This window comes from Hyphococcus formosus (assembly GCF_046736345.1).
Lineage (GTDB): Bacteria > Pseudomonadota > Alphaproteobacteria > Caulobacterales > Parvularculaceae > Hyphococcus > Hyphococcus formosus.
In genome coordinates this window covers 1,078,892-1,096,813 of sequence record NZ_CP157210.1, presented here as the reverse complement: position 1 = coordinate 1,096,813, position 17,922 = coordinate 1,078,892, and the positions used below count along the sequence as shown (strand labels likewise).

11 protein-coding genes are annotated in these 17,922 nt (G+C 53.7%); 4 read left to right on the top strand and 7 right to left on the bottom strand.

Features of this window, described 5'->3' with window-relative positions; translation table 11 throughout:
• The first annotated feature begins 31 nt into the window (after nt 1-31).
• Genes ABFZ83_RS05090 through ccmI form a run of 4 tightly spaced genes read left to right on the top strand, consistent with a single transcriptional unit; the run spans nt 32 to nt 4,570 of the window.
• The gene (locus tag ABFZ83_RS05090; RefSeq protein WP_411818349.1) at nt 32-2,020 is read left to right on the top strand and encodes a heme lyase CcmF/NrfE family subunit; all 1,989 of its coding nucleotides are present in this window, start codon (nt 32-34) and stop codon (nt 2,018-2,020) included.
• Complete coding sequence (locus tag ABFZ83_RS05085; RefSeq protein ID WP_411818348.1) at nt 2,017-2,550, top strand: DsbE family thiol:disulfide interchange protein; 534 nt, start codon at nt 2,017-2,019, stop codon at nt 2,548-2,550. The genes ABFZ83_RS05090 and ABFZ83_RS05085 overlap by 4 nt, the downstream gene beginning before the upstream one ends.
• Nucleotides 2,547-3,008 (top strand): cytochrome c-type biogenesis protein CcmH, encoded by a 462-nt coding sequence (locus ABFZ83_RS05080; RefSeq protein ID WP_411818347.1) that lies wholly within the window; start codon nt 2,547-2,549, stop codon nt 3,006-3,008. Before ABFZ83_RS05085 ends, ABFZ83_RS05080 begins: the two co-directional genes overlap by 4 nt.
• On the top strand, nt 3,008-4,570 hold the full coding sequence (gene ccmI, locus ABFZ83_RS05075; RefSeq protein ID WP_411818346.1) for a c-type cytochrome biogenesis protein CcmI: 1,563 nt from the start codon (nt 3,008-3,010) through the stop codon (nt 4,568-4,570). Before ABFZ83_RS05080 ends, ccmI begins: the two co-directional genes overlap by 1 nt.
• A 17-nt stretch (nt 4,571-4,587) precedes the next feature.
• Here the strand turns inward: ccmI and ABFZ83_RS05070 are convergent, their stop codons facing one another.
• The 7 genes from ABFZ83_RS05070 to ABFZ83_RS05040 all read right to left on the bottom strand — a co-directional run bounded on the left by ABFZ83_RS05070 (nt 4,588) and on the right by ABFZ83_RS05040 (nt 17,890).
• Nucleotides 4,588-8,481 (bottom strand): hypothetical protein, encoded by a 3,894-nt coding sequence (locus ABFZ83_RS05070; protein WP_411818345.1) that lies wholly within the window; start codon nt 8,479-8,481, stop codon nt 4,588-4,590.
• Nucleotides 8,481-10,187 (bottom strand): hypothetical protein, encoded by a 1,707-nt coding sequence (locus ABFZ83_RS05065; protein ID WP_411818804.1) that lies wholly within the window; start codon nt 10,185-10,187, stop codon nt 8,481-8,483. The genes ABFZ83_RS05070 and ABFZ83_RS05065 overlap by 1 nt, the downstream gene beginning before the upstream one ends.
• 22 nt (nt 10,188-10,209) lie before the next feature.
• Nucleotides 10,210-12,219, bottom strand: a complete 2,010-nt coding sequence (locus tag ABFZ83_RS05060) for a heme-binding protein (protein ID WP_411818344.1) — start codon at nt 12,217-12,219, stop codon at nt 10,210-10,212.
• A gap of 60 nt (nt 12,220-12,279) precedes the next feature.
• Complete coding sequence (gene gdhA, locus ABFZ83_RS05055; protein ID WP_411818343.1) at nt 12,280-13,629, bottom strand: NADP-specific glutamate dehydrogenase; 1,350 nt, start codon at nt 13,627-13,629, stop codon at nt 12,280-12,282.
• Nucleotides 13,630-13,865: 236 nt separating this feature from the next.
• Complete coding sequence (locus ABFZ83_RS05050; protein ID WP_411818342.1) at nt 13,866-15,221, bottom strand: multiheme c-type cytochrome; 1,356 nt, start codon at nt 15,219-15,221, stop codon at nt 13,866-13,868.
• Nucleotides 15,218-17,044, bottom strand: a complete 1,827-nt coding sequence (locus tag ABFZ83_RS05045) for a cytochrome c3 family protein (RefSeq protein WP_411818341.1) — start codon at nt 17,042-17,044, stop codon at nt 15,218-15,220. The genes ABFZ83_RS05050 and ABFZ83_RS05045 overlap by 4 nt, the downstream gene beginning before the upstream one ends.
• A 6-nt stretch (nt 17,045-17,050) precedes the next feature.
• Nucleotides 17,051-17,890, bottom strand: a complete 840-nt coding sequence (locus tag ABFZ83_RS05040; protein WP_411818340.1) for a hypothetical protein — start codon at nt 17,888-17,890, stop codon at nt 17,051-17,053.
• Between the last annotated feature and the right edge of the window lie 32 nt (nt 17,891-17,922).

Here is a 17,922-nt window from a genome sequence, read left to right as displayed (position 1 = left end):
CGCCGCTCCAGTAACCAGAACCGGCCCCCGAATGACCCCTGAAATCGGACATTTCGCTTTAATCCTCGCCTTCGCGGTTTCTATCGCGCAGGCAATTTCACTTTTTGTGGGAGCAAGTAGCGCCAAGGATGACGCGCGCTTCACCATATTTGGACAACGAGCTTCAATTGTTGTTTTTGGGCTAACGCTGGTTTCGTTTTTGTCACTGATGAACGCCTTTGGGCAATCTGATTTTTCGGTCATCAATGTTTACGAAAATTCCCATAGCGCCAAACCATTTGTGTACAAATTGACCGGCACGTGGGGCAATCACGAAGGATCGATGCTGTTATGGGTGTTGATCCTGACATTGTTCAGCGGCGTATTGGCGGCGCAGGGAAGGGCGGCACCACGCGAATTGTTGAACCTGACGCTCGGCGTGCAATCGCTGATTATTGTCGCATTCATTGCATTTATTCTGTTTACGTCTAATCCGTTTGAACGGCTGTTTCCTACGCCGCAGGATGGTGTCGGCTTGAACCCCTTGCTGCAGGACCCGGGCCTCGCCATCCATCCGCCGTTTCTTTATCTTGGCTATGTCGGATTCTCGATACCGTTTTCATTTGCGGTTGCGGCGCTCCTGCGCGGAAAAGCAGACACAGTCTGGGCGCGGCTTGTGCGGCCATGGGCGCTTATTGCATGGACGTTTTTGACGATCGGCATCATGCTTGGTTCATGGTGGGCCTATTACGAGTTGGGCTGGGGCGGCTGGTGGGCATGGGACCCCGTTGAAAATGCCTCGTTCATGCCTTGGCTTGCGGGCACAGCATTGATCCATTCAATTCGCGTGGTTGAACGTCGCGACGCCATGAAAGGCTGGGCGGTTTTATTGGCAATCACGGCCTTCTCCCTCAGCCTTGTGGGGACATTTCTTGTGCGCTCGGGGGTGATTACTTCGGTGCATGCATTCGCGGTCGATCCTGCGCGAGGCGTATTTATTTTGGCGATTTTGATCGCCGCAATTGGCGGGTCGTTGACGGTCTTCGCGGCGCGCGCAAATGCTTTATCGCCTACGGGCGCGTTTGCACCGGTCAGCCGCGAAGGGGCTTTAGTCGTCAATAATGCGCTTATGCTGACGGCTTGTGCGACGGTGTTTGTCGGAACGTTCTATCCGTTGTTCATCGACGTTCTATCCGGCGAAAAGATTTCCGTCGGTGCACCCTATTTCAATCTGGTCTTCACCAAGATCGCGGCGATCACGCTGGCGCTCGCAGGGGCAGGGACATTGCTTGCATGGAAACGGGCCAATATCAGTCAGACCATCCGCTGGCTCACTCCGGCAGCTATTGGTGCGGTTGTCGCGGCTTTGGTTGTGGCGGTAATCGCGGAGCGCGAACGGGTGACCGGCGCAATCGGGATCGCACTGGTAGCCTGGCTCATTATCAGCGCGGCGACTGAGATTTTCCTGCGCGTTAAGCTGTTCCGTGCCCCGATGAAGGACAGCATGGCTCGCGCAAAAGGATTGCCGGGAGCCGCTTGGGGTGCCGCGATTGCACATATCGGTCTGGCGGTATTCGCGCTCGGCGCGGTTGGGATCAGTCTTTGGAAAACGGAAACCGTTGCGCTGATGGCCGAAGGCGATGCGGCCGAAGTCGCTGGGTATTCGGTGACGCTTCAATCGGTTGAGCGCATCAGCGGGCCGAATTATGAGGCCGAACGCGCAACCTTCCGCGCGGAGAAGAACAGCCGGACCTTCACGCTTTGGGGCGAGCGACGCTATTACCCCGTGCGCGGCATGGAAACGAGCGAAGCCGCGATCCGTGCCCAAGGGACGAACGATCTTTATATCTCTTTTGGTGAGAACACCTCGGGCCGCGGCTGGCCGGTACGATTGTTCTTTAATCCGTTTGTTGCTTTTCTTTGGTGGGGCGCGGCGGTGACGGCGCTTGGCGGGTTTGTCGCTTTTGCGGATCGCGGTAAAAAACCGGCGAAACTCCGCCGAAAACCTGCGCCAAAAGCAGTTGAAGGTTTACCAGCATGAAGCGCTTACTGTTTATTGCCCCATTAGCATTGTTTGCGATCATTGGTGCGTTTCTGGCCAACGGGCTAACGCGCGATCCATCGAATATGCCGTCGCAACTTATTGACCGGCCCTTGCCCGAATTCGATCTACCCGCGATTAAAGGCATGGAGAGCGGCCTTTCAAGCGATGACATTAAAGGTGAAGTGGCGTTGCTCAATGTCTTCGCCTCCTGGTGCGTGAGTTGCCACATCGAGCACCCGACATTGATGGCATTGGCCGCGCGCGATGAAATTCCGATTTATGGATTGAACTGGAAAGAAAAACCAGGCGAGGGAATTGCGTGGCTCAATCGGCTCGGTAACCCCTATTCATTGATCGGTGACGATCAGAATGGGCGTGTTGCTATTGATCTCGGTGTGACCGGCGCGCCCGAGACCTTTGTGATCGATAAACAAGGGCGGGTTCGTTTTCGTGTTGCTGGTCCGATTACGGATCAATATTGGGAAGAGGTGCTGGCACCCATGATCGAGGATCTGAGGCGGTCATGAGAGCAATTTTCCTTTCATTATGCCTTTGGCTCGCCATTGGTATCGCGAATGCAGCAGAACCGGACGAGGTTTTGGCCGATCCAGCGCTTGAAGAACGGGCAAAGGCAATTGATATGCAATTGCGCTGTGTCGTTTGCCAAAGCCAGTCGATCGCAGAGTCAAATGCGCCACTGGCGAAGGATCTTCGCATTCTGGTTCGTGAGCGCATTTCCGCCGGCGAGAGCGATCAAGAAGTTATTGATTACATTGTCGAGCGTTATGGTAGCTATGTTCTTTTGAAACCACCGGTTCAGGGCAATACTGTCTTTCTTTGGGTGTTTCCGGCTTTTGCGTTGGTAATTGGCACGCTTGGGGTCTTTCTTGTGTTGCGCAACCAAAAGCCGACGGTCGCTGCAAAGGATGATTTGTCTGACGAGGAAGAAGCCACGGTTCAACGTATCATTGATGAGCGCGGCTGATGATCTGGTTCGTTTTTATTCTTCTGTGCGCCATTATTATTGCGTTTCTTGTAGAGCCATTTTTCCGCGGCTCGCAGCAATCGGATAATCTCGATGAACAAGATTACCTCACGGCACAGCTTGATGATATTGAGCGCGACAAAGCCGCAGGATTAATTGACGAAGCGGAAGCTGATGCAGCGCGGCTTGATGCGCGGCGACGGCTGTTGGCGGCCGCACGCGGTGATAAAGGCGAAACTGGCGGGAAACCAAACCGGACGGTCGCTCAAATCAGCACAATGATTATCGCGGCTGCGCCGATAGCGGCCCTCGCTATTTATATGGCAATTGGTAATCCTGGTGGTGAGACGAGTCAGGAAGCCACAATGATCGCGGCGCGGTCGCAGCAACAAACAGATCAGAATGCACCGCCGCTTGCGGAGTCAATTACGGCGCTTGAAGAGCGTGTTGCGGCCAATCCGGAAAATTTAGACGATTGGATTTTGCTGGCGGAATCCTATGCGCGGATGGACCGGTTCAGCGCTGCGGCACAGGCGTTTGGGAAAGCACGCGCGCTCGCGCCGGAACGCGCGTTTTTACACGCAGCCGAAGGTGAGGCCATTACGATGGCGGCTGGTGGAGTGGTTAGCGCTGATGGGCAGGCTGCATTTGACCGCGCCCTCGCGATAGACCCCGCCGAACCGCGGGCTCGGTTTTATAAGGCCCTTGGCACCTATCAACAGGATGATCCAAAATCGGCATTGGATCAGCTCGTTCGTTTGGCGGGTGAAGCGCCATCGGGTGCGCCATGGCTAACGATTGTGCGCTCACAGATCGATCTCATTGCAAATGAGCTTGGTATCGACCCGGAAAGTTTGGGTCTTGGTGCAAAAGAGGACACGGGAGTTAGCGTATTGTCTCGGGAGTCCTCGTTTGATGATTGGGTTAATGCGATCGAAGTGCGATTGGCTGAGGGTGATGTCACCGGTGCAAAGGGTATCCTCGCTGAGGCGCGGGAGCGCTATGCGCAGGCACCATTTGTGTTGCAGCAACTCGATGCCATAGAGGCGGGACTGGCCGACGGCACGCCGCGCCGTGGCCCATCGCAAGAGCAAATGGCCGCAGCGCAAAACATGTCCGCCGAAGATCGAGAGGCCATGATCGAAGGCATGGTGTCTGGTCTTGCCTCGCGCCTTGAACAGAACCCTGATGATATCGAAGGCTGGACCATGCTCGCGCGATCCTATGCGGTCTTGGGGCGTTACCGCGATAGTGCGGATGCCTACGCCAATGCGATCAAACTGGCACCCGAAGATGTAGCCTTGAGTTTAGGGCGGGCAGAAGCGCTTTTGACGGTCCTGCGTTCAGAGAACAAACCGATTGACGCAGAAACAAAAGCGGCGATCGATAAGGTCTCAGAACTGAGCCCCGAACATCCATTTGCGCTCTATTTCCAAGGATTGGCCGCGAGCCAGTCAGGCGATAAAGCGCGCGCGCGTTCCTATTGGGAAAGGCTCCTTGCAACGATGCCAGCGGATGCTCCAGAGGCCGCCAGTGTACGGAGTATGATTGAGAGCCTTTAGGCGACAAACCGGTTCGCTCAAGGCTCGATATCATCCGTCACAAAATAAGGATTGCCGTCTTCGGTCAGGAATAGCCGTTCCATTTCCGTGCGGTTAAACGGACGTGAACCCAACCGGCCAAACACCGCCATCTGGTGTCCGGTTTCGTCAACGGCGCGATCACGGTCGAGCCCTTTTGAAAGGCTCAAGGCGGGTTTTACGGTTTTCCGCCAGGCGATCAACTCGGGCTTTGGTTCTGGCGAAAAGCCATAAAAGTTTCGTTGGCTTTCGGGGCTGGTTAACTGAAGCACCTTGAGGCCGTTCTTTCCATCAGCGACATAGGCGAATAATGACGCGTTGGTCGTCGCGACGATAACGTCTTCCGCATCGTTTAATTGACCGTTTGCGGAATATTTTTGATAGATCGACGGCGTTTCGGGTTTCTCGATATCCACAATGACCAAGCCCTCTTGCTTAGCCGCGACATAGGCATAGGTCCGCGCGAGATAAAGCTTCTTCGCATTTTGGATTGGAACGACTGCGCCCGGAACAGGCTTTGGTTGTGCGAGTTCCGTAACGTCGAGCGTCTTTAAGCCTTCGGCATCGGTCACAAATAGATACCGGAATTGAAGGGCGCTGGCGCGCGGGTCATTCATTGGAATGACCGCCGTCGCCTTTGGCGAAAGCGGATTGTTCAGATCGACGACAACCAGCGCATTTGGCGTCGTAATATAGGCGTAATGGCCCGCAAGGGTGATGTGACGTGCGCCCGTCAGAACGTCTCCATCATTCCATGTTACCGCACGTTCAAAAAAGTTATTTCGCGGCTCACCATCCGCAAGTGTATTGATGTTGACGAGGATCAGGCCTTCTTCTGCATCGGTAATGACCGCGTAATTGTAAATCGGATGAAACGCTTGTTCGTCGTTCATTGCGCGCATTTCAGGGGTGTTTCGCGCGGGATCAATCGGTTGATTTGTGGCAAGCGCCATACAGGTCGCGTTCTTAGACTTTACATGTGTGTCATGCCCTAGCGGAGAGAAGGGTGCCGTGACGATACGTTCTGAGAATGACTTGTTGGCGATATTGGCGACGTCATAGGCGCGGAAGCCGCCTTTACCTTCGGCAGTGAAGAGGTATTCACCGCGTAACTGAATACAACGAACAGCGCCGCCAGTATCCTGTGTGACATTAGCGATCTCTTCGAGCGCGCCTGTTTCCCCGTTAAGGCCGTCACCAAATGCCTTGCCTCGTGTCCAATTGATCAGTTCACGATCATTACGTTCCACATGGGCTTTGTAGTAATCAGGATAGGCGTATTTTTGTAAATAGGACCCGAAAACCGCTTGCGGCTCGTCCCACTCGGTCACGCGTACGGCTTCGATACCGCCATCAAGGCCGGTCCATGCGTGCAGACCGACGAAATTAACGAAGTTTGTCCCCAAGAGGAGGAGTTGAGACATAATCGCGTTATTGTCGTTGTCGGCCGAAAGGTGGCAATCGGTGCAGGTCTTCGTTTCGGTCTTTCGCACCGTATGCGGAAAATGCGGCGCAAAGGCCTGGCTGGAAAAGCCAATTGCGGATATAGGCGGTTGTTGGGCGTAAATTCGCTCGCGATTGACATTGGTTGATGACAGCACCAATGCGGATGAAGAACGCACCGGCGCGATACTATTGTTTTTTGTGTTTTGGTGTTTGCCGAGCTGGAACATCTGATCCCGGGCGACCTGTGGGTTATAGGTCGCATAGTTGCGCGTTGTTTCGCCGTCAAAGTGATTGACCGACGTTTTCCAATTCGCTTCGATCGGAAGGTGGCATCCGCCGCAAGAGGTCGTCCACGAAAGATGGCAAGTATAACACTCCATCTCGTCGTCCTTGTGGGCAAGGTCGCCTGTGGCGCCTTTAGCGCCCCATTTCATTTGACCATCAGTGCCAAGAGAAACGGTTTTTGCCCGCGCAGATTTAGGGTTATAGCTTGGCGCGCCCGGGGTGACGGAATCCTTCACGAGGGACAATTCCCACTCAAGGTCCGGATCAATGATAGACCGTTGAACAAGCGTTTTGCGACCATTGCGGGTCAGCCATTCAAAGCGATAACGACCATCGGGGTTTTTCAATACGCTTAAATCGCGGCCATTCGGCCCGGCGGCCGGGCCGGTCGTTTTCAAGGTCGGATAGTTTTCCGCGGTGCCGTGGCAATCCTTGCAACGGATCTCAACGGCGCTTGCGACCTCACCGTGAATATATCCGTTGCCGTGGCTGTCTTGCGCGTAATGGCAATCAGCGCATTGCATGCCGACTTCCGCATGGATCGACATCATATGAACGGTCTTGCCCGGATTTTTTCCGATCTCGACAAACTTGCCTTCGTCGCCTTTGCGCCATTTCTCAGGGTCATCGGGGTCGATGATATTGCCCTCAGCATCGAGCAAATTGCCCTTACGGTCGCGCTTTAATACGGCGCGGAAATTCCAGCCATGCCCGTGATAATCGGCAAATTGCGTATCCTTGAGGTCTGGGTTCAAATCATAGACGTCCCTCAGAAAATCAAGATCCGCCCATTTCCCGCGAACAGACGCTCCTTCTGGGTTTCTGTCCAAAATTTTCCGTTGTTCGTCGATTGTCGGGTATTTCTGTTTTTCCGGCCACATGGATGGGGCGTCGGATTCATAATCCCACATCGTGTAACCGAGATATGTATTCATAAACATATTCGGCTGGTGCATGTGGCAGCTCATGCATTGCGACGTCGGAATAGCGCGGGTGAATGCGTGTTTTAAGGGGTGGCCCGGTTCGTTCCTGTTGATGGTCGGGTCAGCGGTTGTCGTTTCGCCATCACGCCCGAATTGGGTATAGGTTAGGGCGTGGCGCGGTTCACGATCATTCGCATAGACCACATGACATGACGCACAGCCTGATGAGCGATAATCGCCGGGTTGATCGTTTGTTCCCAAAAACCACGTAAACGGATCATTGAGACGGGTTTTGTGAATATTCAATACAGGGATTGCAACACGAAGCCCGGTGCCGGGGCCGCGATTGGATTGACGTATGTCAGGGCGGCCGGGCTCTTCAAGGCGTTGAATTTGGCCGGTTGGGTTCGGCAATCCGATCTCAGCGAATTGCGTGAGGATATTGCGCCCGCCCCGTTCAAACACGCGAAAGACATCCGCAGGTGGGATAACATGCCAGGTCGGAAGCGGGGCAAGGAAAGGGAGTGCGCCACGGGCCATCGCGGCCGCAGAGGGCTGGGTCGGACAGCCAAGGATATTGTCGTTGCCGGGTTCTATTGGTTCACCGGGAGAGCAAATGGCGGCGGCCTCGCCATCGCGGGTATAGGCTTCACCCAGAATATAGTTTTTAAACGGAAGAATACCATTGTTATAGGCCGCGCCGCCTAACAGCATGGCCCCCGTGGCCATCATTGAACGCTCGGCCGCAAGTATCTCTCGCATATGGCACGACCCACAGGACTCCCGCGCGACGCGATAATCAGACGGATTTACAAACCGGATAAACTCAGGGGACTCTCGGTTCAAAAGCGAGAAACTGTGCTTCGGGTTCGCTGAGCTTGGGTAATGCCAGCTATCAGGGTAGGTCGGCAATACATGCGCCTGATCGCGCGCGGTGTTATAGGCGGCGCTATCAGTATTTAACCCTGCGGCATTAATGGTTGGGTCGCCCCCGTGACAGTCGGTGCATCCAAGACGGATATCAGCGACGGGATTATGCATTGTCGGTGCGTCTGTGGCCGTGTGGCAGGTCAGGCAACCGATGCTTTTTGCGTCCGCCGCCGCTTGGTCTTGATATATAGGGGCGGGGGCCGCCGTGACTCGAGAATAATCGCGATCAACCGGTTTTTCTTCGCCTGCGGCAAAGGCATGGCTCAGTTGAGCAACCAAGAAAAGGAATATGATCAGTAAACCACGCATCAGTAGCTCAACACCACGTTGAATAGTACCGAATAATAAAGATCGCGCTTTTCGTTATTGTCATAAAGGGCATTAAATCCGTCTCCGGGTTTGAGTGCGGCACCGGAAAGGCGGAGGACGACATTCTGAATGAAGCCGGGCCGATAAATTGCTGCGCTCGAAAGGTCCCAGCCGATAGAATTGTCGATGTCACCCTGAACCCTTAGCGCTTCGAGCGTATCGGTTTTATGAAACCATAGCCGGTTGGCGTTGAGTGAAATCCGCAATTCGGGCAGGACGTCGAAATCTGCGCCAGCGCCCGCAAGAATGAGACCCGGATTGTTGAAATTCGACTGCCCTTGTTCTTTGCTCGACCGTAAATCGGGCAATAGTCCGTTTCGGCCATTGACGCCGATGACCCGGCCGCCGCCAATAAAGGGTATGCCTTGCCTTATCCAATAGCTGGTATCCGCACCGGCAAATTGCGGGTTTTCAAAAATCGCATCGAACCCACGTTCGGTGCCATCAAAGGGGTCGCCATCGCCACTTGCGATCAGGCCGGACAGGCGGAACCGCGCCCAGTCGCGATCATAAGATGGTTCAATCGCCGCGAAGTAAGAGCGGATATTCGCGCTTTCGTCCGTGAAAATAGAATTTCGATCCTTGCCAATAGCGTAATAGGCAGAGGCAGTCAGGTTTATTCTTCCGACACGTCCGTCAGCATTATAACCGAGATAGGCGGCGTCATAATTGCGACCACGAAGAGAGCCAAGAAGAGCCGGGCGCACGGGAAAACCGTTTTTGTCGATTTCGATATCGTTCCGTTCACGATTCATGTTGTAAACGGCGGTGATCTGGCTCGTCATTCCGGGAAAGGGGAGGTCCTGCCGGTATAGATTTGCGAGAAAAACGTAATCCTTTCGCGGACGAACGGTAACGTCGTTCAGGCCGGAATTGGTATCTTTCTCAAGCCGTGCAAAGGCCGCTAGATTATATTGAAAACGGTTGTTGTCGCGGTTCCCAAAAAACCGGACGCCCAGTTGGTTATCCTGGAACAGGAACCCGCGAAAATCACTGGAGAAAGGCTGAATACCAAACCGGACAGAATCAAAATCATACCGCTCGGAAACATTGCGGATGTGGTAGTCGACAAACGCCTCTTGCAACCCAATAAAGCCGTCATGGCGGTGAAGATCTTCGGATGGTTCTACATAGAGAATGCGCTTCTCTTCGACCCGCGCGAAATTATAATTAAAGACCGGCGTTAGTCGAAATTCGAGATCCTGCGGTTTATAGGCGGTTGACCCTTTAATCAGAGAAAAGCTGGTGATCAGGTTTTGATTAAACGCAAAGCTGTCACTGTCGCCAAAAACATCGAGATCGCCGGGGTCCGTTGTCGTTTGAACGCCAACCGGAATAGGAAAGGAGCGTGGTTCGGCAAAGGTATCGGAGACAATCGAGGCAACAAAAAACCAATCCTTTCCGAATATTGGCCTGTCACCTTTCAGGGTGTTTTGATTATAGGGGTCCCACCATCGCGTTTTTAAAAGTCCCAAATTTTCGGCCAATCGCCAACGATCAGGAATTGCGGGCGCGCATTCCACAAATTCACGACCGGGCGTGCGGCAATCCGCATAATCACCGATCTGTGGCGGCGGCACTGCACCGGGATTAAGCGGCGGTTCTTCCGCATGGGCAAGACCGATTGCGCAAATCCAAAATGTCATGATGGAACGTAGGGTCATTTTCTTATTTTCCCTGACAGACATTTTGTTCATCGGAATCTACAAAGGGCGTAAACGGACAATTCACATAGCGCAGCCGAACCGGCGCGCCATTGACGCTAATGGTAATTTGGTCGGCGCGTATGGCTGGCGGTGCATTTCCAATCGCGTCATTCAGACGCTCGCCCGCGCGATCAACACCGAGGAATGAAATCATATCGTCTTGATCGATACCATCGCCGGACACCCCAATGCCGCCGACCAAAGTTGAGCCGCGATAGATTGGAACACTACCGGGGAAAATCTGTATGCCGTTTTGCAATCGGTTTTGCGTGCCCGGAAGGCTGGGAATATCCGGCAGAAATGTACAGCCGACAGCCGTATCCGCACCGCCGCCAGAAACGTGAATGACATGCTCTAAAATATTTTCAACGATCAAAGAGGTCTGAAGGCCCGTCGCAAAAATATTCCATTGATCAATCGGTAGCGAGAACGGACCATTGGCAGTACCGAGTTCACCATCGGGAAAATAGGGTCGCGAGAGATTTCCGCCCGCGCGGTCGGAAAATGCGAAATCGCCGGTTAAGGCAGTCGGATCAGGAATGAAGGAGCGAATATCGGGAACATAAGACGGAACGGATTTCGTTGTGTTGAAACCGGCGATAACCGGCGGTGATGTGTTGCTGAGGTCCGATGCGGCGACGGGATTTGAAAAGAACGCTGCGGTTCTGGCTTTTTGTAATGAAACATCCGTCCCGAAGATTGGCGCGTCTGGCCCCCGGACAATCCCCAAAATCTGGCCATATGTATCAACCACCGAAATTGTCACCTGCGCGCGGCTATTTAGCGGCTGGCGAATTTGGGCGCGTGCGGCCGTCATAACCAGAAAGGCTTCCTCGAGGATCGCAGTAACTTCGGTGCCGCTGAGGGGGGTGGGGATGCTCGCACTGTCGGTGCCGCCGCTGGCGGGGTATCGATTAACGCCCGATCCATCGGACAATACATAGATATCGCTATTGCTATACTCCGCGCCGCTTGCGGGGCGAATACCGGAGGCTTCTGTACCATAGGCAGTACCCGCATAGACGCCGCCGCTACTGTCAAAATAACCGGTCACATCAGCAAGGCTGCCTTGAACACCGTTAATCGCGCTAAAACCGGGCGCGGAGGCGGGCGTGCTCATCGTTGTGGTCGTATCGGTGAAGCGCAAAAACGTTCCGTCTACGGCAATTCTGTTTGCGCGGATGTCGGCGGGCGCGATAAAGCCCGTTGATCCCGCCCAGGCGACCGCTTCTTCGTCGCTGTCATCAGTGTCGAGCGTGTCTTCGTCAAAACCATAATCATCGTCGATGACGATACCGATGCCGCCGACGACAACACCATCTTTATATAACGGAAAGCCACCAGGATCCGCCGCAAGCCCGAGCGGTGCTCGCTGTGGGCCGATTGACGGGCCGCTGGCGACCGCACGGGTGTTAAGGTCGGAACAAGGCAGCTGGCTGAACTGCACGCCAAAAAGCGGGCCGCTTTCAAGCCCCGGTGTCGTTGGCGCTGGCGGGAAATGTTCTTGAACAATCTGGCTCGCAGTGCGTGTCGAAAAGGCATTGCCGCCAGAAGAAAGATACGCGCCCGTTATGGCCTTCGATATCGCTGCCAGCGTTGCGGGAACATCGATATTTTGTAGCGATGTGTTTGGCGCATTGGGGGCGGGGCGGACCTTCGTGGTTGTTCGTGCACCGTTCATCGCAAAGACCGCAAGCACATTCCCCGAGCGGTCGACAATGGCGATGGTTGCAGGGGTCGCGCGCGCCCGCGCTTCCTCGACGGCCTGCGCGATGATTGTTTCTACTTCAACAATAGAAAGATTGCGTGACGCGGGCTTGAACAGGGGGCTGGCCGATGGCGTGGCAGGGGGCGATGTCGTTGGCGGAGGTAAAATCGTTTCATCGTCGCCGCCGCCGCCGCAGGCAGCAAGAGCGAACAGAGAGATTCCGCATATCAATCTACGTCGCCAGCGCGATAGACCCCCAACCATCAATTCTCCCTTTAAACGCGCGATTCCAAAATCGCCCGTTTCCCCGTTGTGGCTAGGCGACTATACGTAGCCATAGCCAATCATTGCGTCTGCAACACGGGCGAAACTGGCAATATTCGCTCCCGCTTGATAGTCCACAATGCCATTTCGGACCGGCGCATAGGAAACACATTGTTCGTGTATCGAGCGCATGATCCGTTCAAGCTCTTGCTCCACCTGTTCGCGGGTCCAAATCAAGCGTTGTGCATTTTGCGCCTGCTCAAGACCCGAACACCCAACCCCGCCCGCATTCGCTGCTTTCGCCGGGCCAAAGATCACATTCGCGTCTTTTAAAACGTGGATTGCCCGAGCCGTGAGCGGCATATTTGCGCCTTCGGCAAGGCATTGAATACCGTTTTTGACCATCGTCGCGGCCATGGTTTCATCGATTTCATTTTGCGTTGCACAAGGAAGACCAATCTCACACGGCACGGACCAAGGGCTTTTGCCTGAGTGATAGGTCACGCCGCGGGCTTCGTTCGCAAATTCCGAAAGCGAGGCTCGGCGGTTTTCTTTGACGTCTTTCAGGATCGCCAGCGTTTCGTCATTCATGCCGCTGGGAATGTGCGCATAGCCCCGACTATCCGATACGGTAATGACTTTTGCGCCGAGGCGCATTGCGCGTTGTACCGCATAAATTGCGACATTACCGGAACCGGATACACCAACGGTTTTGCCTTCCATCGATTTGCCATGCTTATTCAGCATTTCTTCGGCGAAGACAACGACGCCAAAGCCGGTCGCTTCTTTGCGGATTTCACTGCCGCCGAAGGATAGCCCTTTGCCGGTTAAAACACCGCCCGTGTAATGATTGGCAAGTTGTTTGTATTTGCCGAAGAGGAAACCAATCTCGCGCGCGCCAACGCCGATATCACCAGCGGGAACATCAACACTCTCGCCAATATGGCGGAAGAGTTCGCTCATCATTGCGTGGCAAAACCGCATGATTTCTGCGTCGGAGCGGCCCTTCGGATTAAAGTTCGCGCCGCCTTTGCCGCCGCCCATGGGTAGGCGCGTAAGCGCGTTTTTGAAGGTCTGCTCAAAGCCAAGAAATTTCAGGATGCTGAAATTTACGCTTGGATCAAATCGCAGCCCGCCCTTATAGGGGCCCATGGAAGAATTGAATTGAACCCGATAGCCCTTATTCGCATGCGGAATGCCTTGATCATCTTCCCAGACAATACGAAAGCTGACGATGCGATCAGGTTCGGTCATCCGTTCCAGAATTCGCGCATCGCGATATTTTCGGTTGTCGAGGTAATAAGGCATAACCGTTTCTACAAACTCAAACACCGCTTGATGAAACTCGGGCTCATAGGGATTGCGACGGATAAGCCCGTCCATAAAGTCATCAATTTCTCGCACTACCACAGGACCGCTTCCACTTCCGACAGAAAATTTTTGGGTATTCGTCGGAGGGCTTTTATGAGTCACAATTTGTGACGTCATGCTTTTTTGCGCCTTTTCAATTGATTGAATAGAAGCGGTTTTTTCTGATGGTTCTGTTTTCTTGCGCCAAAACATATGATTCCCCCCCGCGACCCAATTTCCGCAGCACCATCAAGTTTATATGATGCAGGCCAGCCTGCCTATCGCATATTCCAATTTTATTGCTCTATCTGAGCTGAAATCTCGAAGAGTGCCGACCTGAACGCACCATACTGAAAGGCGTAGGGCCCTTGGGCTGCGTTACTTGCATTTTCAATCCTGCTGGTGATGGCGGAATCGGTCATATCTAGTGCTGCGCTTAGCCGTTGAACAGCAAACAAGGCCTGTTCAGCGGCGGTATAATTCGTGTACAGACGGGATGTGTCCGCGCTCACAATCTCACGCAGGACTGATTTTACCAAAGCCGGGTTAGACAGATCTGTGTTCATGATGCGCTCTGCCGAAGCCGCGGCGGTGATACGTAATGCTTCTGCGGCCGTTCTGAATTGGCTACCGCTATGTTGAGATGCGGCGTGCAGAACCCGGCCTTCATTTTCGAGCTGCGTTGCCAATGCCGGGTCGATGACACGCATCGCCGCCACCAACATAATCAAATTCGCATCATTTAAGATGGGTGCGCCGGGGCCGAGAGATCGACCGGGATTGGGCCGCCAATCAAGATCGTTTGTGCCGTTCGATATGGGTTGATGGCATGCGTGACAGTCAAAGAAGACAAGTTCGGGAAATGCACCGGCGCGACCTGTATTATTATCAATCAATAATTCTAAGGTGCGCTCAAGCGCCATTGCCTGTCCGACGGCCCAGACCTGGGTGCCGGGCGCGACGGTTTTGCGGTCTCGATAGTCGGCGTCAACCCGATGGTGTTTTTGAATGGTCGTGTAAAGATCAAGTTCAAATTTCAATCGCGGATGACCGGCCCCCATGATGCGGTGATTGACGAACTGGTTTTCGTAACTCGACCCAAGGTGACAGCCGAAACACAATCGCGCCCGTGCGACTGGGTCTTCAGTTGGGTAGAGACCGGCTTCTATATTTTTCTCATGGCCTGCGCCAATGCGATGAAAGGCAAGCCAATTCTGCGCGCCCCCATGACACGCCTCGCAACCGACACCGTCGCTAATTTGAAAACGCTGAGATCGTTTTGCTGCGGGTACATTATCTGCGTGGCAATCAAGACATTCGGCGGCCTGTTCCGCGGGACCAACCCCAAGATTATTCGCGATCCGCTTGGCGTGTGGGGTTAGCAAAACCTCATAAGCGCGGGAGTGCGCGCCTTTTTCGGTGTTTGAACGCCATTGGAAATATTCGTTCTGCCCAACGACGGGGCCTGCGCCATCGCCAGTGACCTGATCACCGTGGCACCCGGCGGTTGCGCAACTGGCAACGCCCGTATGATTTAATCCATCAACAAAAGGCACGGGGTGAGGCTGCGCCTTCGCGATCGCCGTAATGCTCAGTAGGAAAACAACCGAGGTCGTAATTGCGCTGATCAATTTTATTAATTTACTGGTCATTGGGGCCACCGATTCATTGCTGCGCGCGGTTTCCGGGGCATCATCGGATGAGCGTCATCGCCATCGTCATGATAAATGTGGCAGGTGAGGCAATCGGATTCAATCGTCGATTGCCGTGCCCGATCATCGTGACACGTACGGCATGTGGTGATTGATGGCATCAATACATCATCTGCGGTGCTTGATTGCTCGGCCCGATGACAGGTGACGCATTCAAGATTGCCGGTTTCGTGCGATTTATGACTGAAACGGGCCTTTGGCAAATAATCCGTCATAAGATGAACCGGCTGAATTTCGATGTTCGCCGATTGGCCGGGGTCGCGGTTATCATGGCACTTTTGACAAAGACCATCTTCAGAGAAAATCCGCGCGATATTCCGCTCCGTTGTCTCTCTTGCATTTTCCAAGGCTTGTTCGCGCAATCGCGCGCGGCGATTTCGGGCTTCGGCGCTGAGCTGCTGGTTCAAGATGCCTGTGCGTTCGTCTCCAAGCAGCATTGTCGTCGCTTGCGCGAGATAGAAATCTTCCAACACGCGACGGACTTCCGCAGGCTCCCCATGGGGCAGGTTACGGACCGCGCCATCCGTGGCGGCGAAGGCGAGGGAGTGGCAATCAGCGCAATGAGTCTTCATTTCTATTGGTTTGAAAAGCGCCCCGGCCTTGTCGGCTTCATGGCAATTCGCGCATTCAAGGACCTCCCCATATTTCGCCCGTATGGGTGCCGGCAAAGTTTCGATTTTTCGGATCACTTCTTCGTCGCGCAGGTGCAGATCATGCGGGAAGGTGAGGCCGTTATTTTCTTTCGGGTGTTCGACCAAAGAAATACGGTCGATGGAAACCGGATCGGATTGCGGGTTTTTCACGATTGCGGGGCTGAACTCCGGATGATAACGCGAAAAATTAATGACATTTACGAGCTTTGTATCGGGCACGCGCTTATCAAGATCCGTGTGGCATTCGACGCAAAAAGTTGAATTCGAAGGTAGTACCCCTTCGGTGCCGTTATGTTCGAAATGGCAAGAGCCGCAGCGACCGGCCGGAATATTGAATCCGTCCCGCACACTGCTCATCCAGCTTTTATTCGTGTCGCCAAACACATTCGCGGCGGTCATTATTTCTGGCTTCGCGTGATCGCCCATTTTTTCATGGCAGGAAAGACAAGTCTCATCGAGGACACGGGTGAATGGCTTTACATGGCACGAGCGACAATCATTTGTGAGGTTGGCATGAGACGAGGAAATTGAGCCGGCCATCCACGGATCGGTTGTTTTATGAGCAATCTTGTCGGGCAAGGTTTGGCTTGCGATTTCGGGATTGTCCTGCTTTGCGCGAAAATGCAGCCCGATTGGTAGTGCAAGAAAGGCAATTAAAATCAGCAGAATGGCAGACCATGCCGTTAAGCGTTTATCCGGCGCATACCCTTTCATTCCGAATACGGAATTCTCATCACGTTCGTCGCTTGTGGGTGTTGGCGGTTCGACCAGTTCGAACGTCACCAATAGATCACCCGCTTTTTCCATCGGCGCGAGTTCTATTTGATATGGTCCAATTCTTATGATCGACCCATCGCTTAGATTAATATCGCGGCGGCGGATTTGCGTACCATTTACCCTGACGCGGTGATCGCCATTGGCTTCAAGCCGGACCTTGGTCGGTGATATCTGTGTCAGCGTTGCGTGATGAAGGCCAACACGTAAATCGGCGAGATGAACATCGCAATCGGTCGCGCGGCCCAAGGTGATATCGCGCTTGTCGTATATCGTGGGCCGGACTGTGATGCGCCCGCCGGGTCTTCTTTTTATGAATTCAATTCTGATTGCCATATCACATCACCAATAGAAAAATACGCTGATGATGTGCGCTGTAAGCGCCGCAAGCAGGGCAAAGGAAACAGGGACGTGGAAATATAACCACAACTGCAAGAGGGTTTTGTTGCGGATATGTTTCCGGGTACGTAGTAAGAGTGCGGATTTACGATCCAGAATCGCGATGACATGTTCCAAGGGGTCGCGCATGTCCTCATCGGCAGAGGCTAATCCCTTGCGTAATCGCTTTGCCGCGCGTGTGGTTGCGCACCGCTTTTGAATATCGCTCAACGAAGAAAACAATCCGGGTTTTATCTTCGTTTTTCGGATCGCATTTTTTATATCACCCAGATATTTCTGATCGAGTGGCTGTGCCGCTTCGTTTAATTCCCGGTTGAGTGCTCTTATCGCTTCGAGCATTTCGCTTTGGGTGCGATGGGCGCGATTATCGCTCATTTTGCGCGGGACGGTGGCGTAAAAATATATGCCGACAAAGCCAGACAAAATGACAAACACCATCAGGCCATAGGCGAGGGTGTGAATATTCAAGCCAAATTGAAATCCGGTGTGAAGGGTCGCCAAAACCAATAACGAAGAACCCAGATAAACATGGGCCGAGGTCCAGCCTTTCAGGCTCCAATGACCGGGTGTGATCGCCCGTTTGCGCATCCCGAGCAGCATTAGCCAGACGATGAGCAATGCGGAGATGGTTCCCAGCGTATAGCCTAGCCAGCTTCCGCCATTTGGGCGCGGCGATACATCGGCAAAGAGATAGGCGACAATTGCCAATATGCTGATGCCCAGCGCAATTTTAAAATAGCGATAGCGCTTATGACCCAGAAAGCCTTCATGGCCAATGGGCATATCCGATCTTCGACTGGAGGAAGAATGCGCCA

Excerpts from the sequence above, each read along its gene's own strand:
- ABFZ83_RS05090 (WP_411818349.1), top strand. The coding sequence starts at position 32 with ATGACCCCTGAAATCGGACATTTCGCTTTAATCCTCGCCTTCGCGGTT.
- ABFZ83_RS05085 (WP_411818348.1), top strand. The coding sequence starts at position 2,017 with ATGAAGCGCTTACTGTTTATTGCCCCATTAGCATTGTTTGCGATCATT.
- ABFZ83_RS05080 (WP_411818347.1), top strand. The coding sequence starts at position 2,547 with ATGAGAGCAATTTTCCTTTCATTATGCCTTTGGCTCGCCATTGGTATC.
- ccmI (WP_411818346.1), top strand. The coding sequence starts at position 3,008 with ATGATCTGGTTCGTTTTTATTCTTCTGTGCGCCATTATTATTGCGTTT.
- ABFZ83_RS05070 (WP_411818345.1), bottom strand. The coding sequence starts at position 8,481 with ATGCGTGGTTTACTGATCATATTCCTTTTCTTGGTTGCTCAACTGAGC.
- ABFZ83_RS05065 (WP_411818804.1), bottom strand. The coding sequence starts at position 10,187 with ATGACATTTTGGATTTGCGCAATCGGTCTTGCCCATGCGGAAGAACCG.
- ABFZ83_RS05060 (WP_411818344.1), bottom strand. The coding sequence starts at position 12,219 with ATGGTTGGGGGTCTATCGCGCTGGCGACGTAGATTGATATGCGGAATC.
- ABFZ83_RS05050 (WP_411818342.1), bottom strand. The coding sequence starts at position 15,221 with ATGACCAGTAAATTAATAAAATTGATCAGCGCAATTACGACCTCGGTT.
- ABFZ83_RS05045 (WP_411818341.1), bottom strand. The coding sequence starts at position 17,044 with ATGGCAATCAGAATTGAATTCATAAAAAGAAGACCCGGCGGGCGCATC.
- ABFZ83_RS05040 (WP_411818340.1), bottom strand. The coding sequence starts at position 17,890 with ATGCCCATTGGCCATGAAGGCTTTCTGGGTCATAAGCGCTATCGCTAT.